Here is a 26,069-nt window from a genome sequence, read left to right on the forward strand (position 1 = left end):
GACGCGGCGGCGTCGGGTCTAGGTTTTATCGCACCTCCCGAAAAGCTGCAGGCGATGAACAGGACCGTGAACCCAAAAGAGCTCCCATTAGACGATGACAACGGGCCGCTCTATGTGGCCCAGAAGAAAGTCTATCCCCAGAGCATCTCCGGCACCTTCCGCCGGATCAAATGGGGCCTGATGGCGTTCTGCCTCGGCGTCTACTACTTCCTGCCGTTCGTGCGCTGGAACCGCGGCCTCGGTGCTCCGAGCCAAGCGGTGCTGATCGATCTTCCCAACAGCCGCTTCTATTTCTTCTTCATCGAGCTGTGGCCGCAGGAGGTCTACTACTTCACCGGCCTGCTGATCGTCGCCGCGGTGGCGCTATTCCTGATGAACTCGGTCGGCGGCCGCATCTGGTGCGGCTATCTCTGTCCGCAGACCGTGTGGACGGACCTGTTCTATGCGGTCGAGCGTCTGATCGAGGGCGACCGGCGCGAGCGGATGAAGAAGGACAAATCGTCCGACCCGATGAAGCTGGAGCGCATCTCCGAGATCGTGCTCAAGCATTCGATTTGGCTCTTGATCGGGTGGTGGACCGGCGGCGCATGGGTGCTCTATTTCAACGACGCACCGACGCTGGTCAGGGAACTCGTCACCTTCCAGGCGCCGATGATCGCCTATATCTGGATCGGCATCCTGACCGCGACGACCTACGTGCTCGCCGGCTTCATGCGCGAGCAGGTCTGCACCTATATGTGCCCGTGGCCGCGGATCCAGGCCGCGCTCACCGACGAATGGGCGCTCAACGTGACCTATCGTTACGATCGCGGCGAGAAGCGTACGTCGGTCAAGAAGGCGGCCGAGCTGCGCGCGCTCGGCGAGCAAGTCGGCGACTGCGTCGACTGTTATCAATGCGTCGCCGTGTGTCCGACCGGCATCGACATCCGTAATGGACCGCAGCTCGAATGCATCCAGTGCGGGCTCTGCATCGACGCCTGCGACAACGTGATGACCAAGATCGGCCGGCCGAAGCGGCTGATCGGCTACGACAACGACGTCAACATCCAGCGCCGCCAGGAAGGCAAGGCGCCGGTCTACCGCATTGTCCGGGCTCGCACCGTCGCCTACAGCGCGATCATCGCGGCGGTCGGTGGCATCATGATCTATACGCTGGCGACCCGCAGCCTCCTCGACGTCAACGTGCTGCACGACCGCAACCCGGTCGCGGTCAGGCTCAGCGACGGCTCGGTCCGCAACGCCTACACGGTGCGGTTGCTCAACAAGAGCGGCTACGACCGCGTCATTGCGATCGACGCGAGCGGTCCGGTTAATGCGACGATCCATGTCATCGGGATCGATTCCGTGACGCAGGACCGGCCGATGATCGTGGTTCCGCGCGACTCCACCAGCGAGCTGCGGGTGCTCGTGACCGCGCCGGTCGAGGGCAATCCGGAAAAGTCGATCCCGGTTCGCTTTCACGTCACCGATATCGGTCTCGGCGAAGTCGCCAGCGCCACCGACAATTTCGTCGCGCCCTAGGATCAGGAGTTCGCCATGGCAACCAAGCCGCTGACCGGAACCAAGGTGTTTCTGATGCTGGTCGCCTTCTTCGGCGTCGTGATCGGCGTCAACGTGACCATGATGAAGCTCGCGATCGCGACGCTGCCAGGCACGGACGTCGACAGTCCCTATGCCGCGGGCCTGACCTATGATCGCGAAATTTCGGCGGCGCAGGACCAGGCCGCGCGCAAATGGAAGGTCAATGCCCATGTCGAGCGCCGCGCCGATGGTGGCGCCGTGCTTCAGGTCGAGGCGCGCGACGCGAGCGGCCAGCCGATCGCCGGACTGAAATTCGGCGGCCGCCTGGAGCGGCCGACCGACAAGCGCGCCGATCTCGCAATCGAGCTCTCGGAGGCCGGCATCGGGCTCTATCGCGGCAATGCCGCATCGGTCGCACCGGGCCAGTGGGACCTGGTGATCGAGGGCGAGACGCGGGGAGCGCGCGTGTTCATGTCGCGCAACCGCGTGATCCTGAACTGAAGGATTTTGCCATGCACGTCTCGCGCGACTTTTCGCATTACGTCCGGACTGCGGGCGAGGGCGTCCAGCACATCGATCTCGCGGTCGAGGGCGTTCACTGCGCCGGATGCATGGCCAAGATCGAGCGCGGGCTGTCCGCGATTCCCGACGTCACGCTGGCGCGCGTGAACCTCACCGACCGGCGCGTTGCGCTGGAATGGAAGGCGGGCACGCTCGATCCGGCACGCTTCATCGATCGCCTCGAAGAGCTCGGCTACAAGGCCTATCCTTACGAGACCGAGAGCGCGGAGGCGACCGAGGTCGCCGAATCGCGCTTCCTGCTGCGTTGCCTCGGCGTCGCCGCGTTCGCCACCATGAACGTGATGATGCTATCGATCCCGGTGTGGTCCGGCAACGTCTCGGACATGCTGCCGGAGCAGCGCGATTTCTTCCACTGGCTATCGGCGCTGATCGCACTGCCGGCGGCGGCCTATGCCGGCCAGCCGTTCTTCCGCTCGGCCTGGCGCGCGCTGTCGGCCAAGACCACCAATATGGACGTCCCGATCTCGATCGGCGTGACGCTGGCGCTCGGCATGTCCGTGGTCGAAACCATCCATCACGCCGAGCATGCCTATTTCGACGCGGCGATCATGCTGCTCACTTTCCTCCTGGTCGGCCGCTTCCTCGACCAGAACGTGCGGCGGCGGACCCGCGCGGTCGCGGGCAATCTCGCCGCGCTCAAGGCGGAGACCGCGGCCAAGTTCGTCGGGCCTGGCGAGATATCTCAAGTGCCGGTGGCCGCGATCTATCCCGGCGACATCGTGCTGCTGCGACCCGGCGAGCGCTGCGCGGTCGACGGCACCGTGATCGAGGGCCGTTCCGAAATCGACCAGAGCCTGATCACCGGCGAGACGCTCTACGTCACGGCAGGCCAGGGCACGCCGGTCTATGCGGGATCGATGAACATCTCGGGCAGCTTGCGGGTGCGGGTCTCGGCGGCCTCCGAGGCGACGCTGCTCGCCGAGATCACGCGGCTGCTCGACAACGCGCTGCAGGCGCGCTCGCGCTACATGCGGCTCGCAGACCGCGCCTCGCGACTCTATGCGCCCGTGGTGCATGCCACCGCGCTCGTCACCATCCTCGGCTGGGTCATCGCGGGCGCCGGCTGGCATGATGCGATCGTGACCGGCGTCGCGGTGCTGATCATCACCTGTCCCTGCGCGCTCGGGCTCGCCATTCCGACGGTGCAGACGATCGCCTCGGGCGCAATGTTCAGATCGGGCGTACTGCTCAATTCGGGCGATGCCATCGAGCGTCTCGCAGAAGCCGATCACGTCATCTTCGACAAGACCGGGACGTTGACGCTGCCCGATCTCGACGTGATGAACGCCGCCGATATCCCCGCTGATGTCTTCGAGCTTGCCGGACGGCTCGCGCTGTCGAGCCATCATCCGGTCGCCGCCGCCGTCGCGCAGGCCTCCGACGCCAGATCGCCGATCGTCAGCGCGGTAGAGGAAGCCGGCCAGGGCGTGCGCGCTGTGGTCGATGGCATCGAGATTCGCCTTGGCCGTCCGTCCTTCTGCGGCGCCGAGACGCTGGTGTCCGTCGTGACAAATCTCGATCCCGAAGCCTCCGTCGTGGCTTTCAGCAAGGGCGGCGATAAATTCATCCTCTCTGTGCGCCAGGGCCTCCGTCCCGATGCGCAGGCTGTGATCGCAGCGCTGAAGGCGCGCAATATCGGCATCGAGATTCTCTCCGGCGACCGTGAACCGGCGGTGATCGCGGCGGCCCACGCGCTGGGCATCTCGGAATGGCGCGCCGGGGTGACCCCAGCCGACAAGATCGCGCGGATCGAGGTCTTGAAGCAGAGGGGCATGAAGGTCCTGATGGTCGGCGACGGCATGAACGATGCGCCCTCGCTGGCGGCAGCGCACGTCTCGATGTCGCCGATCTCGGCCGCGCATTTGAGCCAGGCGACCGCCGATCTCGTCTTCCTCGGCCGGCCGCTGGCCCCGGTCGTCGCCGCCATCGACGCTTCGCGCAAGGCGCTGCACTTGATGCGGCAAAATCTCTGGCTTGCGATCGGCTACAATGTCCTCGCGGTGCCGGTGGCGATCAGCGGCGTCGTGACGCCCCTGATCGCGGCTGCCGCCATGAGCGGATCCTCGATCCTGGTGATGCTGAATTCGCTGCGCGCGCGCAGCGCCTCGCGGGAGATCGCGTGATGGAAATCCTGGTCATCCTGGTGCCGCTGGCGCTGATGCTCGGTCTCGCCGGTCTCGCCGCCTTCCTCTGGTCGCTCCGGAGCGGCCAGTACGACGATCTCGACGGCGCCGCCTGGCGCGCCATCGCCGACGACGAGCCGCCGCAGGAAGCGCCGGCCAAGCGCTAGCGCTTCAAGGCGAGCGTCAGCAGGGCCGCGACCGCGAGCGCCAGGCCCACCCCGGCCACGCAGGCATGCCAGCCATACGCGTCGAACAGCCGGCCGAGGACGGCGGTGCCGATGAGCCCGCCGCAGAAATAGCAGGCGAGATAGGTGCCGCTGGCGATGCCGCGGTTTTCAGCCGCAGCCTGTCCGACGAATCCTGTCGCAGCCGCTTGCGCGGAAAAGGTGCCGATTCCGACCAGAACCATCCCGGCGAGGACCGCGCCCAGGTGTGGGGCCAGCATCAGCGGCAAGCCGATCCCGGCGGTCGCGAGCGAGCCCCAGATCGTCGGACGCGTTCCGAGGCGCGACGCCACTTTGCCGGCCAGCAACGTCGTGACCACCGAAGGCAGGAAGACGAAGTAAACGAAGCCGAGGTCCATCATGCCCAGCGACAGCGGTGAGCGAACCAGAACGAAATTGACGAATGTGAAGGTGCCGATGAATGCGAACAGGATGCAGAAGCCGATGCCGTAGGCTGCACGGAGCCCTGGGTCCTGCCACTGCGCGATCGTCGCGGCAAACGCCGATGCTGTCGACGTCGTTGCACGCGTCGGCTGTACGCGCGCAATGGTGAAATAGACCAGTGCCGCGCCAGCGAGATTGAGGACTGCGAAGAAATAGAAATTCCATGCCAGGCCAAGGCTATCGGCGATCGCGGCCGAGACCAGCCGGCCAACGAAATTGCTGGCGACGTTTCCCGTGATGTAGGCGGCAAAGGCGCCGCCGGAATCCATTGCGCTGCATTGCTCGCCGAGATGAGCCAATGTCAATGCGAAGGCGGATGCCATGCAGAGGCCCTGCGCGACCCGCAGGCCGGTGAAGACGGCAAGATTGGGCGCAGTCGCCAGCAGGCTCGTCGGAATCGCGAGCAGGGTCAGGCTGAGCAGGATGCCGATCCGCCTGTCGATGTGCGGGCTGAGAAAGCCGACGACGAGGCCTGCGACGGCCATGCCGAACGTGCTGGCGTTGACCGCCAAGCTCATCGCCGCTGGTGTGACACCGTAGTGACGTGTCAGCGAAGGCAGGATTGCCTGTGTCGCGAACAGGTCGACGACGGTGAGGAAGGCAGTGAGGCCGATCACGAGGGAGCGAAGCGCGAGACCTGGTGAATGCGCGTCCATCGTCATCGCGGTCGGTTTGATCGGCGCGGAAAGATCGGTCATGGCAGGCCTTCCTTGTGATGAATGTGGCGCCCGCATGCGGGGCAGCATGGGGATCCCGGGCGCCACATTCCGCCACGCGTGCGCTGGGGTCGCGCACCCGTTACATGTTGTGGTCGTGCGGGTCCTTGCGGACGTCGCCGACATAGACGATGACCGTTTCCTTGCCGAGGTTCTTCCACCAGTGCGAGGTGCCGGACACCTCGGGGCGGATGTCGCCGGCCTTGTGCACGATCGGATCGACGCAGTTGGAAGCGTGTTCGACGATCTCGCCTTGCTGCACGAAGATCAGGGCAGGGCGGTCGTCATGGCTGTGCCAGGGCACGATGCCGCCGGGCTCGATGGTCAGCTTGCGGAAGCGCAGCTCGCGACCCTCGATGTGTGCCGGCTGCTTGCCGAGGTCGATGGCGCCGAGCGTGACGTCGGTGACGCCGACCGGCTTGTAGTCGACCATCTGCTGCGCGTTCGGCTTGATCTTGTCGGCCGGGCATTCGCCGGCGGAGACTGGCTGCGCAGAGAGTGTCAATACGCCGAGGATGGCAAGGCCGGGCCAGACCGCGCGCGACAAGGTGTGATGCTTGAACATCGGGACGTCTCCTGTGTTGGCCGCAACCGCAATGGTCGCCGGCTATGTCCGGACTTTCGTCGAAAGAGTGCTCGTTCTGAAATGCTCTTTCGCTCTCGCTGCGATAGACCGGCGCTATCGGGCCCGATACGCGCTCGCTATCGAACCGATTGGGGATCGGCATTTCCGCTTTCCCAGCGATTGGCGTTCGATGGCAGGGCGCCCGATTGGCGGGCGTTCACGTCAATCCGGAGGAGCATCTCATGACGACATTGTCCAAGACCTTGATTGCCACGGCTGCGTTCGCGGTCATCGCCACATCGGCCTTCTCGGAGGCCACATGGGACTTCAAGGCCGGCATGGCCTACATGTATGGCGGTCCCGGCAAGATGTCGGCGATGGCCATGGCCCCGGCGGAGAAGAACCACGAGGCCATGATGAAGAGCGCCAAGAAGGTCCCTGACAACACCGTCTTCTTCATGGACAACGGATCGCTGTATTCCACCTCGGGGCGGCTGGACCCGACCGGCAATTTCTACGTGAACTGATCGCGTGCGCATGACGGCCGCCCCTTGCGGGCGGCCGGATCGGGCACCTAATATTCGTCCCCTGAACGCTGGAGCGCAAGATGACCTCTCTCTCGCCGGCCGATGCCGAGCGGCTCAAACTCGCCTTCCAGCGCTGCCGTGACATGGATGGCACGCTGAACGAGCAGCTCCGCGCCTATGCCGACGCCAGCCGCGACGTGTTCCCGGCCTATGGCGAGGCAGTCGATCATCTGGTGACCAGGTTGAATGGAAACGGCGGCGGCGACACCGCGCCGCGTCCGGGCGAGGCGATGCCGCCGTTCATGTTGCCGGACGAAAGCGGGCGTCTCGTCGCGCTGTCCTCGCTGCTGGAGAGCGGCCCGGTCGCCGTGATGTTCTTCCGCGGCCATTGGTGCCCCTATTGCCGGCTCAATGTTCGCGCGGTGGTCCAGGCGCTTGATCGCATCGAGTCCATGGGTGCGCGAATCTTCGCGGTCATGCCGGAGACGCAGGAATATACCCAGCAGCTCAAAGCGGAAGCTGATGCGCCATTTCCGATCCTGACCGACCTCGACAACGGCTATGCGCTGTCGCTCAATCTCGCGATCTGGCTAGGTGCCGAGATCCAGAGCCTGTTGTCCTACCAGGACATGGCGAAATTCCACGGCAATGATGGCTGGATGCTGCCGATCCCGGCCGTGTTTGTCGTTGGTCGCGACGGTCTCGTGAAAGCCCGCTTCGTCGATCCGGACTTCCGCAAGCGGATGGAGATCGATGATCTGCTTGAGGCGTTGGAAGGCGCGAGCAGGGAAGCCTAAAAGGGTCGGCAGCGAGCGTCGCCGCTAACCCGCAATCTCCCGCCAATCCGCACCGCGCAGCATGCGCATCACGGCGTTGGCCACCGCCGTACGCTGCCGGCCGGCCACCCCGTAGAGGCTGACGGTGCGACGGGCGTCCAGCCCGGCGACCGCAGCGCGCGTCAGCGTCTCCGGAACGGGCGAGGTGTGCGGCACCATGGCGATGCCGATGTCGGCCTCGACCAGCTCGATCAGGTCGCGCTCGTTCGAGATTTCGTGACCCTGTTCGACCGCGATGCCGTGCTCGCGCAGGCTCGCCGAGATACGGGCGGAATGCTCGCAAAACGTCCGGCTCAGCAGCTGCTCCGCGCGCAAATCGTCCAGTTCGATGCTGCTGCGGCCTGCGAGCCGGTGTCCGTCGCTGACCACGAGCTCGAAGCTCTCGGTGAACAGCGGCCAGACATCGAGCCGCTCCCAGGCCTCGTCGATGTCGGCGGCAATCCCGAGCTCGGCCTCGCCCTTCTTCAGCAAGTCGGCCACTTCACGACTCGAGCCGCGCAGGAAGCGGAATTCGAGCCGGTTGAACTGCCGTTTGATCTGGTTGAGATGCGGGATGAGGAGCGAAAGATCGATCGAATGCGTCAGCGCGACGCGAAGCGCGCCGATCTCGCCGCTGCGGAAAGAGGAGGCCAGCGAGCGTGCGCCGGTGGCCGCATCAAAACACTGCTTCAGCAGCGGATGCATGCGCTGGCCGAGCTCGGTCAATTGTGCCGCAGGCCGTTCGCGGCGAAACAGATCGCCGCCGAGTTCGGCCTCGAGCTGCTTGATCGCGCGCGTCAGCGAAGGCTGCGTCACGTTGCAGTCCTCGGCGGCACGCGTGAAGTTCAAGAGCTGCGCCACCGCGAGGAAATAGCGGACCTGATGCATTTCCATTGGATCGGCTCTCCAGCAAGACCAGGCGGAGGCTAGCCGATCGGGGCGGGGAATGACATCCCGGCCGCAATAGCGCCCGGGCATGGTTTCGGAAGCTAACGGGCATTTCCGTCAAACCGGGCGATGCTTCACAGTCGGCTCAACACCAGTCGTCGGAGGATTTGCCAGTGAATATGTCCGTCAAGCCGCAGACGTCCGCCGCCCGGGCGCTCGCGGGCAAGGTTGCGCTGGTCACGGGGTCAACCAGTGGCATCGGCCTCGGTATCGCGCGGGCACTTGCCGCGGCCGGCGCCGACATCGTGCTGAACGGCCTTGGTGTGGCGGCCGAGCTCGATCGGACGCGCGAGCAGATCGCGGCCGAGTTCGGCGTCAAGGCAAGTTTTTCGCCGGCCGACATGACCAGGCCGAATTCGATCGCCGAGATGATCGCGGCGACGGTCGCGCAGGCTGGCCGGCTGGATATCCTGATCAACAATGCCGGCATCCAGCACGTTGCGCCGCTGGAGCAGTTTCCGGTCGAGAAATGGGACCAGATCCTCGCGATCAATCTGTCGTCGGCCTTCCACACCACGCGGCTCGCGCTGCCCGCAATGCGACAGAACGGGTTCGGGCGGATCATCAACATCGCCTCCGCGCACGGCCTGGTCGGCTCACCGTTCAAGGCGGCCTATGTCGCGGCCAAGCACGGCATCGTCGGGCTCACCAAGGTGACTGCGCTGGAGACGGCAGAAGAGGGCATCACCTGCAACGCGATCTGTCCCGGGTATGTCTATACGCCGCTGGTCGAGGCGCAGATCGACGGACAGGCCAAGGCGCACGGGATCTCGCGCGACCAGGTGATCCGCGACGTGCTGCTGGCGCAACAGCCGAACAAGCGCTTCTCGACCGTCGAGGAGCTCGGTGCGCTCAGCGTATTCCTGTCGACCGACGCGGCGGCCACGATCACCGGGATTGCGTTGCCCGTCGACGGAGGCTGGACCGCGCATTGAAGGCGAGCGCGTAACAAAACATCGCGAGGAACGAACATGGCAAGGATACGGGCTCTCAGGGAGCAGGATATGAACGGCGTAAAGCCCGATACCAGCGTGTCGAAGGATCTGCCCGGCCAGGTGGTGCTGGTGCTTCAGGGCGGCGGTGCGCTCGGGTCCTATCAGGCCGGGGTGTACCAGGCGCTGCACGAGGCCGGCATCGAGCCGGACTGGATCATCGGCACCTCGATCGGCGCCATCAATGCCTGCCTCATTGCGGGCAACGCGCCCGACCAGCGGCTGCAGCGCCTGAAGGAGTTCTGGAAACGAATGGAGCAGAATCCGGTCTGGAATCTGCGCACCGCGTTTCCCGACTTCAACGAAAAGCTCGCCTATTGGTCGACCGTGACCCACGGCATTCCCGGCTTCTTCCGTCCCAATCCATTGGCGCATGCGGGCGATTCCTATCCCCTCGGAGCCGATCACGCCGGCTTCTATTCGACGGCCCCGCTGGAGCGGACGCTGCTCGAGCTCGTCGATTTCGGCCGGATCAATCGCTGTGCGCCACGGTTGACGGTCGGCGCCGCTCACGTCCGCAACAGCCAGATGCGCTATTTCGACAGCCGCGACGGTGAGCTGACGGTGAAGCATGTCATGGCGTCAGGCGCGCTGCCGCCGGCGTTTCCGGCCGTGCGGATCGATGGCGAGCTCTATTGGGACGGCGGTATTTTGTCGAACACGCCGACCGAGGCGGTCTTTGATGATAATCCGCGTAAAAATTCGCTGATCTTCGCCGTGCATTTGTGGAATCCCGTCGGCGCCGAGCCAACCACGATGGCGGAGGTCTTGAACCGGCACAAGGACGTGCAGTATTCCAGCCGCATCGCGAGCCAGATCACGCGCCAGCAGCAAGCCCATCGCCTGCGCCATGTCATCAACCAGCTCGCCGCGCGACTGCCCGAGAGCGAGCGCAGCGATCCGGCGGTTCGTGAATTGGCGAGCTATGGTTGCCCGACACGCATGCATGTCGTGCGCCTGCTTGCGCCGCAGCTCGATCGCGAGAACCACACCAAGGATATCGACTTCAGTCCGTCCGGCATCATGCGGCGCTGGGATGCCGGCTATTCGCACACAAAGTCCGTGTTGGAGCGAAGGCCCTGGGTTGGCGAGTTCGATCCGCTTGCGGGCGTGGTGCTGCACGAACATATGGACGTCATGCCGATTGCGGCGGAGTGAGGGCTTCGTCCGTCATTGTTTCTCGCAGTGACGATTTCACGGGAAGGCCGTCCGGGTTATTGTCGCCCGCTGTCTTCGTCGCGAGGCCTTGCAATTGGTCGCTGAGAGAGATCTGGAATCTGCCCTCGATCAGGTTCGTGCTGATATGGCGGGACCGGTTGCTGGTGTGTTCGGCCCTGACACGATGACCTGGCAGATCGACCGCGAGGCCGTGATCTTTCTCGGCGCCGGTCGTGCGCTGTTGCTGCAGCTGGCGCATCCCTGGGTCGCTGCTGCCATCGCCGAGCATTCGAAAACCTTGGCCGATCCGATCGGACGATTTCATCGCACCTTCGACATCGTCTTTGCCATGGTGTTCGGCTCGCTCGACCGCGCGCTGTTGTCGTCGCGGCAACTGCACCGGCGCCACAGCATGATCGTCGGCGAGATGCCGGAGACCGTCGGTCCGTTCGCGGCAGGCTCGCGCTACTGTGCCAACGACATCCCGTCGCTGCGCTGGGTTCATGCCACGCTGGTCGAGACCGCGCTGATGTCGCATGATCTGGTTTTGCCGCCGCTTTCGGCGGAGGAACGCGAACGCTACTGGGCCGAGAGTCGGTTGTTCGGTGCCCTGTTCGGGTTGACGGCACACGATCTGCCCGCGGACTGGTCAGGCTTTGCGGCCTACACCGCGGCAATGACGCACTCGGATACGCTGACTGTCAGTCCGGCGGCGCGCGAGATCGCCGCGCAAATCTTTGGTGGCGCGCGCCCGTGGTTGCGTCCGCCGCGCTGGTATCGCGCGCTCACGGCAAGCCTGCTGCCGGAACGCCTGGGTGTGGGATTTGGGTTCGAGCTTGATGAGCGCGAGAAGAGGTCAGCCGACAACGCGCTGCAATGGATCCGACGCGTCTACCCGAAGTTGCCGGATCGCTTGCGCTATGTCGGTCCCTACCAGGAAGCGCAGGCGAGGCTGCGCGGCGAGCTGCAGCCGGACTGGATGACGCGGTGCCTTAACCGTGCCTGGATCGGACGGTCGCAGATGGATCAGCGCCGGAAGGGGTGAAGTCCTCCGCCGTTGCCACAAACCACCGTCATTGCGAGGAGCCCTTGCGACGAAGCAATCCAGGCTGCTGCCACGGAAACAGTCTGGATTGCTTCGCTACGCTCGCAAGGACGGAGCGCGAAGGACACGCCGTCGCCGCGCGCTCACACCGCCGCCAGCTTCCGGTACAGCGCGTTGTAGCTGCCGGCCGGGATGCTCCAGGAGAACGACCGTCCCATCGCACTGCGACGCATGGTGTCGAGCTGGTCCTGTGCCACGAAGGCGGAGAACGCCCGGCGGACGCCGCCGAGGAAGGACTCGTGCGAGGGTTTTGAGAACAGGAAGCCGGTTTCGCCGTCGGTAATGGTCTCGGCGAGGCCGCCGGTCTGGTGGCCGATCGGCAGCGAGCCGAAGCGCTGGGCGTACATCTGGCTGAGCCCGCAGGGCTCGAAGCGTGACGGCATCAATGTGAAATCGCTGCCGGCGAAGATGCGGCGCGCCTGGGCCTCGTTGAAGCCGATCACGACCCCGATCGCGTCAGGGCGCCGGCGATGCGCGTCGATCAGCGCCTGCTCGAGCGCCGGCTCCCCGGAGCCGGTGACCACGATCTGCCCGCCGGCATCGACGATCTCGTCGGCCGCCGCCAGCACGAGATCGATGCCCTTCTGGTGCACCAGCCGGGCGACGATGCCGAACATCGGGCCGCGCGACACCGCAAGCCCGAACTGCTTGCGCACATAGTCCGCATTGGCCTTCTTGCCTATCCAGTCGCCGGCGCCGAACTGCTGGGCAAGCTGGGCGCAGGAACGCGGGTCCCAGCTCTCGTCGATGCCGTTGAGGATGCCGGTGAGCTCGGCCGCGTCGGAGCGGACTCGAAGCAGGCCTTCGAGACCGCAGCCGAATTCATCCGTGGTGATCTCCCGCGCATAGGTGCCGCTGACTGTCGTGAGATGCGAGGCGTAGACCAGCCCGGCCTTGAGGAAGGAGAGCTGGTCGTAGAACTCGACGCCGTCGATATGGAAGGAGCTCTCCGGTGCGCCGATCCGCCGCAGCGAGTCCTTCGGGAAGAGGCCCTGATAGGCGAGGTTATGAATGGTCAGGATCGACGGCAGCTTGGAGCCGCGCCAAGCGAGGTAGGCCGGCACGAGCGAAGCCTGCCAGTCATTGGCATGGATCAGGTCTGCTGCCCAATCCTTGTCCAGCGTGCCCATCGCGAGCTCAGCGGCGGCCGAGGCAAAGCGAGCGAAACGGATGTCGTTGTCGGGCCAGTCGCGCCCGGACTCGTCGCCATAGGGGTTGCCGGGCCGGTCGTAGAGTTGCGAACACAACAACACATAGACCGGCAGACCGTCCTTGGTCGCGGCGCGGCCGAGCGAGCAGGCCGGCATCTCCGCGAACGCCGGACAGCGGCCAACGATCTGAATATGCGTGAGTTGTTCGATGATGTCGCGATAGCCAGGCAACATGACCCGGATGTCGGCGAAAGGACGGAGGGCTCGGGGGAGTGCAGCGGAAACGGCTCCAAGTCCGCCGACGCGGACAAAGTCGTCCATTTCTGTCGTAACGAACAAGACCCTCAAGAACTGCTGCCCTCTGCCGGAGCCCGATTGCTGCTATGCAAGAACGGGTCCAGTTGCCCCGGAATTCCCAAAGCCGCCCGCGAGACGTGTCTGTTCGCTAAAGACTTTCCTACTCAGCCGCCGCCCTCTAGGGTCGGCGCACCAACAACAGAGAACTTCGATAAGTTCCTAAGTGACTCAAGGACGCAAGCAGGCATGCAGCTATCAGATAAGCATGAGGGGACCACGACAAAGGCCTTCGCCGGCCTCCGTGTCCTGGATTTTTCGACCACCATCGCCGGTCCCCATTGTGCGCGGATGCTGGCCGACATGGGCGCCGAGGTCATCAAGATCGAGACCGACGGCGGCGAGACGATGCGGACCCGGCCGCCGCTGCGCAAGGGCTGCAGCACCGTGTTCGGCCAGCTCAACGTCGGCAAGAAGAGCGTCGTGCTCGACCTCAAGTCCGAGGACGGCAAGGAGGCGGTCCGCCGGCTGGCCGCGACTGCTGACATCCTGGTCGAGAACTTTCGCCCCGGCGTGATGCATCGGCTGCGGCTCGACTATGACAGAATACGCACCGTCAATCCGAAGCTGATCTACTGCTCGATCTCCGGCTACGGCCAGAGCGGCCCGTCGGCCGAGCTGCCGGCCTATGCGCCGGTGATCCATGCAGCCTCCGGTTACGACATGGCGCATCTCGCCTACCAGCCCGGCCGCAGCCGCCCGGATTATTGCGGCATCTACCATGCCGACGTCGTCACCGGCACCTACGGGTTTGGCGCGATCGCGTCGGCGCTCTACCAGCGCACCTTGACTGGGCTCGGCCAGCACATCGACGTTTCCATGCTGGAATCGATGCTGACGCTGACGCTGACGGAGTTGCAGAGTTCGCAATTCGCGGTGAAGCCGCCGCCGCGCCCGATGTTCGGGCCGACCGAGACGGCCAATGGCTATGTCATGATCACGGTCGCGAGCGAGAAGACGTTTCAGGGACTGATGGGCGTGATCGGCCGCCCCGACTGGATTTCCGATCCGCGCTTCGCCGCCTACGCGGCGCGCCGCGATCATTGGGCCGACTTGATGGACGGTGTCGAGGCCTGGTCGCGGCAGCTCTCGACCGATGTCTGTCTTGTCGCGCTAGGTGCGGCCGGCGTGCCGGCCTCGGCCTACCGCACTGTGTCCGAAGCACTGGCCGATCCGCAGCTCGCGCACCGTGAGGCGCTCTCGTCTGTGGAGGATGAAGGCGGTTCGTTCCAGGTCCTCAATCTGCCGTTCCGGATGACCGGTGCCGATACGACACCGGGCAAGACGATGGCCGTTCTTGGCGAGCACACCGACGGGCTGCGCGCGGAGATCGGGCTCACCGACGGTGGACCAATTCCGTCAGGCAAAACAGCCGCGCAAGGCTGACGAAGTCTGACGGACAGCTTCGTGCAGCGAGCAATGCGGCTTTCCGCGTGGCCGGCTTGCCATGATCCACCAGCCCACACTAGACAGGTCGAGTTTGTCTCGTCCTGCCGCCCATGCCATGGTGGCGGCGACAAGAAAAGTATCCGGGAGGACACCGATGAAAAGTTTCAAGGTCGCCGACTTCAAGGCGCCGCTGCAGGAGTTCGACGAGGCGACGCCGCAGCCGTCCGGCACGCAGGTGCTGATCAAGGTAAAGGCCGCCGGCGTCTGCCATAGCGACCTTCACATCTGGGAAGGCGGCTACGATCTCGGCCACGGCCGCAAGCCGCTCTCGCTGAAGGACCGCGGCATCAATTTGCCGCTGACCATGGGGCACGAGACGGTCGGCGAGGTCCTCGCCTTCGGCCCGAACGTGAAGTCGTCGGACCAGGGCGACGTGAAGATCGGCGATGTCGGGCTGGTCTATCCCTGGATCGGTTGCGGCAAATGCGCGACCTGTCTCGCCGGCGATGAGAACATGTGCCTGACGCCGCGCTCGCTCGGCGTCTACTGCGACGGTGGCTATTCCGACCACATGCTGGTGCCGCATCCGCGCTATTTGCTCAATCTGAGAGGCCTCGATCCCGCGTCGGCCGCACCCTACGCCTGCTCGGGCGTCACGACCTATAGCGCGCTGAAGAAGCTCGAGCAGCACTTCGACACGCCGATCGTGATGTTCGGTGCCGGCGGACTTGGCCTGATGGCACTGTCGCTGCTGAAGGCGATGGGCGGCAAGGGCGCGATCATGGTCGACATCGACGCGAAGAAGCGCGAAGCCGCGGAGCAAGCCGGCGCGCTCGCGACCGTCGATCCCAAGACGCCCGACGCGCTGGAGCAGCTTGCCAAGAAAGCCGGTGGTCCCATCCGCGCCGTGCTCGATCTCGTCGGCAACGCCGCCACCACCCAACTCGGCTTCGACTGCCTGACGAAGGGCGGCAAGCTCGTGCTCGTCGGCCTGTTCGGCGGCGGCGCGACCTGGGCGCTGCCGCTGATTCCGATCAAGGCGGTGACGATCCAGGGCAGCTATGTCGGCAATTTGCGCGAGACGCAGGAGTTGCTCGACCTCGTGCGAGCGAAGAACATAGCGCCGATCCCCGTGACGCGGCAGCCGCTCGCCAAGGCCAACGACGCGCTGGTGCAGCTGCAGCAGGGCGCGGTGGTTGGCCGCACGGTGCTGACGCCGTAGCCTCGGTCTATCCTCCGTCATTGCGAGCGCAGCGAAGCAGTCCAGAATCCCTCCGCGGAACAGTCTGGATTGCTTCGTCGCAAGAGCTCCTCGCAATGACGAGTCTCTCTCTCCTTCATTCGGAAGCCCCATGTCCGCAAATAACGCCTTCCACATTGCCGTGCTCGCCGGTGACGGCATCGGTCCCGAAGTCATGGCGCCGGCCATCGAAGTCCTGCGCAAGATCGAGACGAAATCCGGCCTGAGCTTCCGCTTCACCGAGGCGCCGGCGGGCGCCAATCATTATCTCGCCACCGGCAAGTCGATGCCCGATACCACCATCAAGCTGTGCGAGGAGGCGGACGCGATCCTGCTCGGCGCCTGCGGTCTGCCGTCGGTGCGCTACCCTGACAACACCGAGATCGCGCCGCAGATCGAGCTGCGTTTCATCTTCGATCTCTATGCCGGTGTGCGCCCGGCGCGGCTCATTCCGGGCGTACCGAGCCCGATAGTCGGCGCCGACCAGCGCGGCATCGATCTCGTCGTGATCAGGGAGTCTACCGAAGGCCTGTTCGCCTCGATGGGCAAGGGCGTCGTCACCCATGAGGAGGCGCGCGAGACCATGGTGATCACGCGCAAGACGTCCGAGCGCCTGTTCGAGTTCTCGTTTCGCCTCGCCGAACGGCGCAAGGCGCGCGGCAAGCCCGGCGCGCTCGCCTGCGTCGACAAGGCGAACGTGTTCAAGGCCTTTGCGTTCTTCCGCGGCATCTTCGACGACATCGCCAAGCGTCATCCGGAGGTGAAGACCGACCGGCTCTATGTCGATGCCTGCTCGGCGATGCTGGTGAAGCGTCCCTGGGATTTCGACGTGATGGTGATGGAGAACATGTTCGGCGACATCGTCTCCGACATCACCGCGAGCCTGATCGGCGGCCTCGGCATGGCGCCGTCGGCAGACATCGGCGACAAATACGCCGTGTTCCAGCCGTGCCACGGCACCGCGCCCGACATCATGGGGCAGGGCAAGGCCAATCCCACCGGGATGATCCTGTCGGCCGCGATGATGCTGGACTGGCTCGCCGACAAGCACGGCGTCGAGGGCGCGGCTGAGGCCGGCGAACAAATTGAGCGCGCCGTGGACAAGGTCTATGCCGGCGGCCTGAAGCCGATGGAATTCGGCGGCAGCAACGGCACCGCCGACATCACGAAGGCGGTGCTCGCGGCTTTGTAGGAAGAGAGGCCTCGCGGCCCCTTGTAGTTCACCAGCGACGCCAGTGGCGATGGCCCCAGCCCCACGGACGGCCGCCGTAGAAGCGTCGCGGGCCGCCGTAAAAGCCGTAGGCGCCATAATAGTTCGGACGCCAGAAGCAGCGACCCCAGGGGTTGCAGACCCAGCGCACCTGATCGACGTCGGCTGCCGGGCCGCTCGCGATACGGTCGGCCTGCGGAATGCCGTTCGGCATCGCTGCGAGCGCCTGTCCTGATGCGAGCGTTGCGCCGCCCAGGGCAGCCAGACCAACAACAGCAAATTTGAGTTTCATCGCAATCTCCCTCGTTTGATGGCGAGAGAACTTCCAGCAAATCAGCTGGTTGCTATGGTGTTGCAGCGGCGTGGGAATTTAATCTTCGTGAATGCATGTTCACGTTGGCGGCCGTCATCGCGAAGAGCCAAAGCGACGAAGCAGGCAGAGGCACTCTGGATTGTTTTTCATTTTGCTCGCTGATAACGGAATCACCGTCCCTGGAACTGCGGCTTGCGCTTCTCCATGAAGGCCTGCCGGCCCTCGCGAAAATCCGCGCTGTCCATGCAGGCCGTGCCGGCCGCCTTGATCGCGTCCATGTCGCGCCCGCTTTCGTCCTTCAACACTTGCGCGATGGTGAGCTTGGCAGCCTTGATCGCGAGCGGCGCATTTTGCGAGATCGTCTCGGCGATGGCCATGGTCTCGCCCCAGAGCTGATCCTCCGGAACCACGCGCTCGACCAACCCGATGCGCAGCGCTTCCGACGCATCGATGCGCATGCCCGTATACATCAGGAGCCGGGCCCAGGACGGGCCAACCAGCGACACCAGGTGCTTCAAGCCGTCATAGCCATAGGCGATGCCGAGCTTCGCCGCGGGAATGCCGAACTGGCTGCCATGGGAGGCAATGCGGATGTCCGCGAGCATCGCCACTTGCATGCCGCCGCCGAGACAAAAGCCCTGGATGCAGGCAATGGTCGGCTTGGGATAATCGGCGAGCAGCGCGCGCTGGGCGGCGCTGCGTTTGCCATATTCCTCGGAAGCGGCGGCGTTATGGCGTGCCTTCTCGAACTGGCTGATGTCGGCGCCCGACACGAACGCCTTGCCGCCGCCGCCGCGCAGGATCACGACGCGCACGGCAGCGTCATCGCGTAAGGCTGTCAGCGCCTCGCCAAATCCCTCCCACATCTCCAGCGACATCGCATTGCGCTTGTCGGGATTGTTGAAGGTGATCACGCCGACGCCACCGGCTATGTGCTTGAGGATCTTGCCGTCGGCGTAAGGAATTTCGGTCGTGCTAGACATGTCGGACATCGCGCTCGCTTTCGTTGGCGAAGCGCAATGTTCGGCCGGGGCGAGGCCAGGGTCAACCGCGGCAACGGAGGTGGCCTTGCAGCCGCCTGTGCCGCGATTGCATGGCGCGATCTATCTCGTCATATGCGCGGTCAGCGGATGGCTGCCGGCATTGCTGAAGAAGGCCGCCTCTTCGGCGGTCGCCTCCAGCAGCTGCTCGTCCTGGCTATAGACGTCGTTGCGGAACTGGACGGTCTGGTCCTTGGTCATCCACGCCGTGAGATAGATCCAGGCCACCGGCACTTTCTTCACCATGGCGACGTCGAGATGCTGGCCGCTGGCGATTTCCGCGTCGATTGCGGCGCGGCTCCATTTCGGCTGGTCCTTCAACAGCCACGCGGCGAGATCGCGCACATTGTCGACGCGCGAGCAGCCATGGGAATCGAAGCGGTAATCATCGCTGAACAGATTGCGCTGGTTGGTGTCGTGCATGTAGACCGAATAGGAATTCGGCATGTCGATCTTGACCGCGCCGAGCGCGTTGAACGTGCCGTTGTGCTGGCGCACGGTGAAATTCGGCGTATGCGTGCCCGACCAGTCAACCGAATTCGGATCGATCGGATTGTCGTGGGCGTCGAGCACCTCCATGTGCATGCGCGACAGATAGGTAGGATCCTTGCGCATATGCGCGGAGATCTCGGTCTTGGCGATCGAGGAAGGCACCGTCCAGGTCGGATTGAGGACGACGCTGCTGATCTGGGCCGTCAGCGTCGGCGAGGGCTTTTCGGTCTTGCCGACGATCACGCGATAGCGCCTCACCACGACGTCGTTCTCGATGGCTTCGGCGAAGGCGGCGGGGATGTTGACCACGACATAGCGCTGGCCGAAGCCGAAATTCATGTTCTCGAGCCGCTGCAGCGAAGCCTCCAGCTGCCGGATGCGCGTCTGCACCGGCACGTTCATCGCCGCGATCGTGCGTGGTGTCATCGTTCCGGTTGGTGCAAGGCCGTGGCGGGCCTGGAAGCGTTTCACGGCGTCGGCGAGATCCTGGTCGAAGGCGCCGCTCGCCCTGTCGGCGGCAAGATCGCCGGAGACGATCAGCCGCTTGCGCAGGAGATCGTCATTGGCGCCCTGGGCGCCGGGCGCGAATTTGGCGTCTGCCGGGATGGCCGGCCAGCCGCCGCGCACGGCCAGATCGGAATAGCTCAGTGCCGCATCCTTGATGCGCTGGGCGGATCCTTCGTCATAGGTCGGCTCATGCGTCAGCGCGAGCGCCGCGGCCGAGCGGCTTTCTGCCGTCGAAGCGGATGCCGGCGCGGCGGTTTTCGGGGCGGCTGCGTGGGCCGGATTGGCGGCGGCCGGCACGGTGCCAGCCGTAGTCGCCGGCTTAGGCCCGGCCTGCCCAATGGTCTCGGTCTGCGCAAGCGCGGAGGCGCTCGCAAGCATGCCGACGGCAATGATCATCGCATGGCGTTTCGACATGTGTCCCATATTCCCCATGAGAGCGAGGCCCGGACGGGCGATCGCGTCGGAAATTCCGGTGGTCGTGCTGATTCGAGAAATCGGCGAGAGGCTAGCGCCTCCCGGTTGCGGCTCCCTTAAGCACGGCGCATCACGAGCCCCGCACGTCGGACGGCGGTCTCTGGATTGGGTCGCGACAGGGCCGGAATCGGTTCGCGAAAACCGCGGGCGACGGCGGGAAAAATGGTCAACAAAAAGGGGCGGTGATGCCGCCCCGAGAAGTCTGCGCGAGCGCGCGGGCCGGATAGATCTCGTCCGGGTCTCGTCCAATCCAGCCGCGTCCCCGTGACGCGGCGGATTGAACATCGGGCGGAAAGGCGCGAACGCCGATCGGCTCAGGCTTCGTTCGCCGCGATCGATTCCATCAGAGAGACGAGCTGACGCTGCACCGTCTGGTCCTTGATCTTGCTGTAGGCGCGCAGCAGGCGGAGGCTGAAGGCCGAGTCCAGGAAGAGCAGGCTCTCGACTTCGCGCGCCTTGTTGTCGCCGTCATAGAAGAAGGTCACCGGCACATCGAGGGCGGTGGCGATCTGCTGGAGCCGGGCCGCGCCGACGCGATTGACGCCCTTCTCGTACTTCTGGACCTGCTGGAAACTGACGCCGAGCTTCTCGCCGAGCTCCGCCTGCGAGACCTTCATCTCGACGCGCCGCAGACGGATTCGCTTGCCCAACTCAATGTCCGGCTTGCCGGCACTGCGCTGCTTCATTCTCTTCGCCGCTGTCTTCATCTTTTTTCTCATCGGTCTTCGGTTGAAAACCCCCCGAAGAGGTGGGTCAGGGGTTCGCCCATATACTCGTCCTTGAATTCATGCGGGTGCACGAACTCTTCCTTAAACCACGGGAAACGCGCCGGATTGAAGGCTTCGATCAGCCAGTCAATCATGTGCCGCACTCGCGGAATCCGGCCGCTACCAGGGTGGTAGGACAACCAGATATCCAGCGATCTGTTCAGCTCGACCTCCAGTGGAATCAACTTCCCGCCAAGCGCAACGGCGTAGCTCGGGAATACGCCAATTCCGGCACCATTCGCGACTGCCCAGTAATTGGCGCTCGAGACGTTGGTCTTCATGACCAGAAGGTCACGCTCCGGAACGCCGGGGAAGAAGCTCTCGAAAGTTTGCTTGGCGTCGAGCTGGTCGGCGAACTGCAGCACCAGGCGGTGCTTGATCAACTCCATCGCCGAACGCGGCGCGCCATGTTTTGAAATGTATTTCTCGGAGGCCCAGAACATCAGATGCATGCGGCCGAGGCGCACCAGCTTGACGTCGAGCGCGGAGGGCCGCGACAGGTGAATGGCGACATCGGCCTCATGGCGAGAGACGTCGGCCGAGCGCATCGCGCAGTGCAGGTCGACCAGGATCTTCGGAAAGGCCTGCTGGAATTCGACCAGTCGCGGGGCGAGCCAGAATGTGCCCAGTCCCTCGGTGACGGCGACGCGGACCTCGCCGGACAGGGCGTTCGCCGTCGAATCGCTGGTGCGCAGCACGTCGAACGCGGCCGCCTCCATTTGCTCGACGGCGGAGACCACCAGCGCGCCTTCGTCGGTCAGATGAGTGCCGTGGACGTCGCGGGTGAACAGGGTGGTGCCGGTCTGGCGTTCGAAATCATCGATCCGGCGGCGGACGGCATTGATCGACAGCGACAGGCGCTCGGCCGCCGAACGGAAACTTCCGCATCGGACGACTTCCAGGAAAATGCGCGCCGCATCCCAGTCCGACAGGCCGCTGATGTTTGTCTTTGGGCGTTCCTGCAGTGGAACGCCCCTTTCCGCCAAGGAGTGCATACAAGTCCCTTCGGGTCGCTAAACTGGCAGAATCTGGCGCAAACCACAACCACTGCGGGTTGGGGAACGACGAGTTTTGAACGTCATCCTTACTACGCCGCAGGTGGTATTCCGGTGCTGCCAGGGCTGGGAACAAGGGCTGGGAATCGGGCAAACCATCGCCCGTATGAGGGGTGTGGCGTGAGTTCCGTTGTGAGCCGTGACATGGCTGCGGGATCGTCGGCGCTGTCCGCGATGAACGTCCATGGGCGAGACCCGGCGCCGCGTTCCGCGATGGATCGATTGCAGCACGCCAGGCGTTTTACGACTGAGCGTTTCGACGACGGTCGGCGGGGCGACGCGATACGCGCGGGAACCGCGGTTTCAAGGCAGAAACACACTGAAATCCTGTTCGGGGGCGCAGCGGCCTCGTGTTATCCTCAACGCTCCATGGGGGCCAAAAGGGTCGTCACAACCACGTCTCACAGGCCGAATTAGCGGAAAGAACGCCGTGTCGCATTCAGACGAACAGTTGCAGTCGGTGCTGGAAACGCTCGAAGAGTGCCGCAGGGTGCTCAACGAGAGCAACAGCCGCGAGTCGGCCGAGCTGCTGTCCATTGTCATCCTGGACGTGCGGATGAAACTCAAAGGAATTGACAGTGCCGATCTCAAGGCACTGTGCGACGAAATGCTGCGGACGGCCACGAACGAACCGCAGCCCCCCTCCAAGCAGACGCAGGACCAGCCCCGGCGTCCGCTGCTCCGCGTGGTGAAGTAGCCGCGCCGCCGAGTTTCGCTTTTTGGCGAGATTTGTGCGTGTCCCGATGCCGCATCTGTGATCACAGACGGCATCGGGAGGAGCCCTGGTTTTGTGCGCCTCTGTTGCGCATTCGCTGGCATCGGCTACACCAGAGCCGGTTCGGCTCCGGGCCGCGCGCATTCCCCGCGCGCCGCACCGGGGCCTGAGATGGCTCCGACTGCATCATGCAAAACGTTTCGATCCCGGCGGCGCTGATTGCCGGCCTCGTCAGCTTCCTCTCCCCTTGCGTCCTGCCGCTGGTTCCGCCCTACCTGATCTATCTGACGGGCGCGACGATCGAGCATGTCGAAAGCAACGAGCCCGCTTCGACCTCCAAGCGCGCCATCATGATGTCGGCGCTCCTGTTCGTGCTCGGCTTCTCCACGGTGTTCGTGGCGCTCGGCGCCAGCGCCTCTCTGATCGGCGGACTGATCCGCGCCTGGTCGGCCGAACTCTCGATCCTCGCCGGCATCGTTATCATCGTCATGGGCCTGCACTTCCTCGGCCTGACGCGCATCGGCCTGTTGATGCGCGAGGGACGCTTGACCGCGCCCAAGCCCGTTGGCCTCTGGGGCGCTTATGTGATGGGGCTGGCCTTTGCCTTTGGCTGGACGCCCTGCATCGGCCCGATCCTCGCCGCGATCCTCTCGGTCGCCGCGGCCGAAGCCACGGTGACGAAGGGTGCCGGCCTGCTCGCGGTCTATTCGGCCGGCCTCGGCATTCCCTTCCTGATCGCGGCCCTGATGATCGAGCAATTTTCCACCCTGTTCGCGCGCATGAAGGGCCATCTCGTCAATGTCGAGCGCGCCATGGGCGTCCTGATGGTGATTACCGGCATTGGATTCCTCACCGGCGCGGTCTCGAACGTGAGCATCTGGCTGCTGGAGACGTTTCCGGCGTTGCAGACGATCGGCTAGGCCTCCGCCGCAAAGCGCGCCAGCGCCTCGCGGTCGATCTCGATGCCGAGGCCAGGCCCCTCGGGCACCCGCACGACGCCTCTCTCATGCTCGATCGGTTCCTTCAAAATCGCCTGCCGGATCGGATGTTCGGTGCGGTCGAATTCAAGCATCGGCTCGAGCGAGGACAGCGAAGTCGGCGTGTGCGACGGCAGCACGGCGAGGAGCTGAAGCGAGGCCGCGATCGCGATGCCGGTGCCCCAGACATGCGGATTGTAGCGGATGCCGAACGCCTCGCTCATGTCGGCGATCTTCTTGCATTCACTCAAACCACCTGCCGCGCAGCTGTCGGGCTGGGCGATGTCAAGTGCGTGCGAGACGAACAGCTCGCGAAAGCCGAAGCGCGTGAATTCGCACTCGCCGCCGGCGACCGGAATCGTGAGCGCGGATTTCACCGCGCGATAGCCCGCGACATCCTCCGGCGGCACCGGCTCCTCGAACCATCCGATGTCATGGCGCTCGATCAGGCGGCCGAGCCGGATCGCCGCGACCGCGTCATAGGCGTGGTTCGCATCGACCATCAGCGCGACATCGGCGCCGATCGCCTCGCGCACCGCGCGGGTGACTGCGGCATCCTCGGCGATGCCGAAACCGACCTTCAGCTTCACGGCGCGGAATCCTTCGGCGGCATAACCGGCCGCTTCCTCCGGCAGATAGGTCAGCGGATCGCCTGACTTGCGCCGGTAGAGACCGGTCGCATAGGCCACAACCTGCTTGCGCGCGGCACCGCCGAGAAGCTGATGCACGGGTACGCCAAAATGCTTGCCCTTGATGTCCCATAACGCGATGTCGATGCCGCTCATCCCCTGGATCACGACGCCCTTCTGGCCATGATCGCGCAAGCGCGCATAGACCATCTGCCACAGCACGTCGGTGCGCAACGGATCTTCGCCGATCAGCCATGGCTCGATGCTGCGAACCACCGCCGCCGTCATTCGTGCCGGGCCGTAGCATTCACCCCAGCCGACAAGGCCGTCGTCAGTCTCGATTTCGACCAGCATCGCGGTGCGCGTGTCGTACCAGGCGCGCGAATAGGCGAAGGGCTGCGACAGCTTTGCTTCGAGGATGTGCGTGCGAACGCTTGTGATCTTCATTGCCGGCCTCCGTTCATCGCGCCTCATCCAGCGCGCAAATCACCGTGCAGACCACGCCGCGCGGCAGGAAGTCGACCGTTGCCTCGCCGCCGAGCTGGTCGCGCGCGCTGCGTTCGATCAGGCGTGAGCCGAAGCCGCGTTGCACCGGCGCCGTCACCGGCGGTCCGCCGATCTCGGTCCAGATCAGGCGGAGCCGCGGCTTCGGCGCCTCGGCAACGACCTCCCACTCCAGCGTCACCCGGCCGGTCTCATTGGACAGCGCGCCGTACTTTGCAGCGTTGGTGGCGATCTCGTGCACGATCATCGACAGCACCACGGCGAGCCGCGGCGACAGCGGCACTGCGGGTCCGGCCATGCGGATGCGCTCTGGATTGTTCAGCAGGAACGGCTGGAGCGCGCGGGTGATCACGTCCCGCAGCTCGGAGCCCGCCCATTTTTCCTGGCTCAACAAATTGTGCGCTTCGGCCAGCGCGCCGAGCCGCCCCTCGAACTTCGTCCGCTCGTCCCGGCTGGCGCTGCGGAAGGTCTGCACCGTGATCGCCTGCATCAAGGCGAGCGTGTTCTTGACGCGATGGTTGAGCTCGTCGATCAGGAGATCGTGCAGCATCTCGCCGCGCGCGATCGTGGTCGCCATCCTGACCGCGAAGGTCAGGCCGGTCAGCAGCAGGATGCCGCCGATAAAACTGGTGATCGCGATGTTGCGCCAGAGCGGAGCGATCAGCGAGCTCTCGGCGACGCCGGCCACGATGGTCCAGCCAGTGAGCCGCGACCTCGTATAGACGGTGGACAACGCAACACCATCGAGCGAAACGGTCGAGAGTGCGGCCTCCGGTGTGCGCAATATACTCTCATACAGCGTGCCGGTAGCCCGTTTGCCGAACGTCTCCGTAGGGTTCGGCGTGCGCGCGAACACGAAAGCCTTGGTGTCGAGCAAGGAAACCGTCCAGTTCTGGTCGGGCCGTTGCTTCTCGACCAGGTCCTGAAAGGTGCTGACCGGCGGACTGAAGCAGAGGTCGTAGATCACCTCGCCATCGCGGAGCACCGGAACCTCGACCGTAAGCACCTGTCGGCCGTTGATCGCGCCGGTGAACAGGTCGGAATATTGCGGCGACCTGGTCGCAAACACCTTCTCGATGATCTCGAGATGACCGCGCGGCGGCAGGCTTGCGGTGTCCTCGGTCGCGGAGGAAAACAACAGCCGGCCTTTGCGATCGGAGATCAGCACCAGGCCGCCCTTGCCATATTGGTCGACGAAGCCGAGGGCCATGCGGCGGAAGCTCTGGAAGTCGTCATTGCGCAGCGAATTGGTCAGCGCAAGCACTTGCAGGCCGCCGGTCATCCGCTGCACCTCGGAGTCCAGCACGAGGCGCATGCTGCGCACGTTCTCCAGCACGCGGCGGGTCGCGTCGTTGCGGTCCTGCTTGTAATTGTAGACGGCAATACCGACCGCGAAGACGATCAGCGGCAACATCGTTCCCGTGACCAGAAGAGCGAGCCGGACCGGCAAAGTGAGCTTTGACAAACGCGGGCGTCCCGGTTCCAGCGCAAGGGAGCGCCGGATTTATGATTTTGGGAGACCATAGGGGCGG

At 64.6% G+C, this 26,069-nt stretch carries 25 protein-coding genes; 14 read left to right on the top strand and 11 right to left on the bottom strand.

Annotated features, from left to right (window positions below; translation table 11 throughout):
- Window positions 1–54 precede the first annotated feature (54 nt).
- The 4 genes from ccoG to ccoS are packed head-to-tail and all read left to right on the top strand — an operon-like array spanning window position 55 to window position 4,393.
- Window positions 55–1,521 carry a cytochrome c oxidase accessory protein CcoG gene (gene ccoG / locus AC0L3A_RS20150; protein WP_007594014.1) on the top strand — a complete coding sequence of 489 codons (1,467 nt, stop codon included), beginning with the start codon at window positions 55–57 and terminating at the stop codon, window positions 1,519–1,521.
- A 15-nt stretch (window positions 1,522–1,536) separates the two neighbouring features.
- Window positions 1,537–2,022: a FixH family protein gene (locus tag AC0L3A_RS20155; RefSeq protein ID WP_219682755.1), complete on the top strand. Its 486-nt coding sequence runs from the start codon at window positions 1,537–1,539 to the stop codon at window positions 2,020–2,022.
- 11 nt (window positions 2,023–2,033) lie between these two features.
- A complete protein-coding gene (locus AC0L3A_RS20160) occupies window positions 2,034–4,226 on the top strand; it encodes a cation-translocating P-type ATPase (protein WP_473255063.1) in 2,193 nt (730 codons plus the stop codon).
- Window positions 4,226–4,393 (top strand): cbb3-type cytochrome oxidase assembly protein CcoS, encoded by a 168-nt coding sequence (gene ccoS, locus AC0L3A_RS20165; RefSeq protein WP_007594007.1) that lies wholly within the window; start codon window positions 4,226–4,228, stop codon window positions 4,391–4,393. The genes AC0L3A_RS20160 and ccoS overlap by 1 nt, the downstream gene beginning before the upstream one ends.
- Here ccoS and AC0L3A_RS20170 read toward each other — a convergent pair.
- The gene (locus tag AC0L3A_RS20170) at window positions 4,390–5,592 is read right to left on the bottom strand and encodes an MFS transporter (RefSeq protein WP_473255064.1); all 1,203 of its coding nucleotides are present in this window, start codon (window positions 5,590–5,592) and stop codon (window positions 4,390–4,392) included. The genes ccoS and AC0L3A_RS20170 overlap by 4 nt on opposite strands.
- 100 nt (window positions 5,593–5,692) lie before the next feature.
- Window positions 5,693–6,175, bottom strand: a complete 483-nt coding sequence (locus tag AC0L3A_RS20175; protein ID WP_473255065.1) for a cupin domain-containing protein — start codon at window positions 6,173–6,175, stop codon at window positions 5,693–5,695.
- Between the two features lie 242 nt (window positions 6,176–6,417).
- Between AC0L3A_RS20175 and AC0L3A_RS20180 the strand changes: the two genes are divergently transcribed.
- Window positions 6,418–6,702, top strand: coding sequence for a hypothetical protein (locus AC0L3A_RS20180; RefSeq protein ID WP_007594003.1), 285 nt, complete (start codon window positions 6,418–6,420; stop codon window positions 6,700–6,702).
- Between the two features lie 80 nt (window positions 6,703–6,782).
- Complete coding sequence (locus AC0L3A_RS20185) at window positions 6,783–7,499, top strand: peroxiredoxin-like family protein (protein WP_473255066.1); 717 nt, start codon at window positions 6,783–6,785, stop codon at window positions 7,497–7,499.
- 24 nt (window positions 7,500–7,523) lie between these two features.
- Here the strand turns inward: AC0L3A_RS20185 and AC0L3A_RS20190 are convergent, their stop codons facing one another.
- The gene (locus AC0L3A_RS20190; RefSeq protein ID WP_007594001.1) at window positions 7,524–8,411 is read right to left on the bottom strand and encodes a LysR family transcriptional regulator; all 888 of its coding nucleotides are present in this window, start codon (window positions 8,409–8,411) and stop codon (window positions 7,524–7,526) included.
- 173 nt (window positions 8,412–8,584) lie between these two features.
- On the opposite strand from AC0L3A_RS20190, the gene AC0L3A_RS20195 reads away from it, so the two are divergent.
- From AC0L3A_RS20195 to AC0L3A_RS20205, 3 genes are all read left to right on the top strand, one after another.
- Window positions 8,585–9,400, top strand: coding sequence for a 3-hydroxybutyrate dehydrogenase (locus tag AC0L3A_RS20195; protein WP_354163356.1), 816 nt, complete (start codon window positions 8,585–8,587; stop codon window positions 9,398–9,400).
- Window positions 9,401–9,469: 69 nt separating this feature from the next.
- Window positions 9,470–10,615, top strand: coding sequence for a patatin-like phospholipase family protein (locus AC0L3A_RS20200; RefSeq protein ID WP_473255068.1), 1,146 nt, complete (start codon window positions 9,470–9,472; stop codon window positions 10,613–10,615).
- A gap of 94 nt (window positions 10,616–10,709) precedes the next feature.
- A complete protein-coding gene (locus tag AC0L3A_RS20205) occupies window positions 10,710–11,660 on the top strand; it encodes an oxygenase MpaB family protein (RefSeq protein ID WP_354127766.1) in 951 nt (316 codons plus the stop codon).
- A 143-nt stretch (window positions 11,661–11,803) separates the two neighbouring features.
- Here the strand turns inward: AC0L3A_RS20205 and glgA are convergent, their stop codons facing one another.
- Window positions 11,804–13,219: a glycogen synthase GlgA gene (gene glgA, locus AC0L3A_RS20210; RefSeq protein ID WP_219682748.1), complete on the bottom strand. Its 1,416-nt coding sequence runs from the start codon at window positions 13,217–13,219 to the stop codon at window positions 11,804–11,806.
- 195 nt (window positions 13,220–13,414) lie between these two features.
- Here glgA and AC0L3A_RS20215 point away from each other — a divergent pair, with 195 nt between their 5' ends.
- The 3 genes from AC0L3A_RS20215 (at window position 13,415) to AC0L3A_RS20225 (ending at window position 17,046) form a co-directional block, all read left to right on the top strand.
- Window positions 13,415–14,611 carry a CaiB/BaiF CoA transferase family protein gene (locus AC0L3A_RS20215; protein WP_473255069.1) on the top strand — a complete coding sequence of 399 codons (1,197 nt, stop codon included), beginning with the start codon at window positions 13,415–13,417 and terminating at the stop codon, window positions 14,609–14,611.
- A gap of 157 nt (window positions 14,612–14,768) precedes the next feature.
- Complete coding sequence (locus AC0L3A_RS20220) at window positions 14,769–15,836, top strand: alcohol dehydrogenase (RefSeq protein WP_007593991.1); 1,068 nt, start codon at window positions 14,769–14,771, stop codon at window positions 15,834–15,836.
- Window positions 15,837–15,966: 130 nt separating this feature from the next.
- Complete coding sequence (locus AC0L3A_RS20225) at window positions 15,967–17,046, top strand: isocitrate/isopropylmalate dehydrogenase family protein (protein ID WP_007593989.1); 1,080 nt, start codon at window positions 15,967–15,969, stop codon at window positions 17,044–17,046.
- 28 nt (window positions 17,047–17,074) lie between these two features.
- Here AC0L3A_RS20225 and AC0L3A_RS20230 read toward each other — a convergent pair whose 3' ends face one another.
- The 5 genes from AC0L3A_RS20230 to AC0L3A_RS20250 all read right to left on the bottom strand — a co-directional run bounded on the left by AC0L3A_RS20230 (window position 17,075) and on the right by AC0L3A_RS20250 (window position 21,652).
- Window positions 17,075–17,356, bottom strand: a complete 282-nt coding sequence (locus tag AC0L3A_RS20230; RefSeq protein WP_007593987.1) for a hypothetical protein — start codon at window positions 17,354–17,356, stop codon at window positions 17,075–17,077.
- A gap of 191 nt (window positions 17,357–17,547) precedes the next feature.
- A complete protein-coding gene (locus tag AC0L3A_RS20235) occupies window positions 17,548–18,369 on the bottom strand; it encodes an enoyl-CoA hydratase (protein WP_354163189.1) in 822 nt (273 codons plus the stop codon).
- A 111-nt stretch (window positions 18,370–18,480) separates the two neighbouring features.
- The gene (locus tag AC0L3A_RS20240) at window positions 18,481–19,830 is read right to left on the bottom strand and encodes a L,D-transpeptidase family protein (protein WP_219682744.1); all 1,350 of its coding nucleotides are present in this window, start codon (window positions 19,828–19,830) and stop codon (window positions 18,481–18,483) included.
- A 374-nt stretch (window positions 19,831–20,204) separates the two neighbouring features.
- Entirely contained in the window at window positions 20,205–20,576 is a 372-nt protein-coding gene (locus AC0L3A_RS20245) for a helix-turn-helix domain-containing protein (protein ID WP_026233304.1), read from the bottom strand.
- A 29-nt stretch (window positions 20,577–20,605) separates the two neighbouring features.
- The gene (locus AC0L3A_RS20250; RefSeq protein WP_007593980.1) at window positions 20,606–21,652 is read right to left on the bottom strand and encodes a LysR family transcriptional regulator; all 1,047 of its coding nucleotides are present in this window, start codon (window positions 21,650–21,652) and stop codon (window positions 20,606–20,608) included.
- A gap of 490 nt (window positions 21,653–22,142) precedes the next feature.
- On the opposite strand from AC0L3A_RS20250, the gene AC0L3A_RS20255 reads away from it, so the two are divergent.
- Together AC0L3A_RS20255 and AC0L3A_RS20260 are read left to right on the top strand one after the other, a co-directional pair.
- Window positions 22,143–22,409 carry a hypothetical protein gene (locus AC0L3A_RS20255; protein ID WP_007593979.1) on the top strand — a complete coding sequence of 89 codons (267 nt, stop codon included), beginning with the start codon at window positions 22,143–22,145 and terminating at the stop codon, window positions 22,407–22,409.
- Window positions 22,410–22,615: 206 nt separating this feature from the next.
- Window positions 22,616–23,347, top strand: coding sequence for a cytochrome c biogenesis CcdA family protein (locus AC0L3A_RS20260; protein ID WP_007593977.1), 732 nt, complete (start codon window positions 22,616–22,618; stop codon window positions 23,345–23,347).
- Here AC0L3A_RS20260 and AC0L3A_RS20265 read toward each other — a convergent pair.
- Both AC0L3A_RS20265 and AC0L3A_RS20270 read right to left on the bottom strand, forming a co-directional pair.
- Window positions 23,344–24,480 (bottom strand): mandelate racemase/muconate lactonizing enzyme family protein, encoded by a 1,137-nt coding sequence (locus AC0L3A_RS20265; RefSeq protein ID WP_473255070.1) that lies wholly within the window; start codon window positions 24,478–24,480, stop codon window positions 23,344–23,346. The genes AC0L3A_RS20260 and AC0L3A_RS20265 overlap by 4 nt on opposite strands.
- Before the next feature lie 13 nt (window positions 24,481–24,493).
- Window positions 24,494–25,951: a sensor histidine kinase gene (locus tag AC0L3A_RS20270; protein ID WP_473255079.1), complete on the bottom strand. Its 1,458-nt coding sequence runs from the start codon at window positions 25,949–25,951 to the stop codon at window positions 24,494–24,496.
- Between the last annotated feature and the right edge of the window lie 118 nt (window positions 25,952–26,069).

Source organism: Bradyrhizobium sp. MI1.3 (assembly GCF_055811695.1).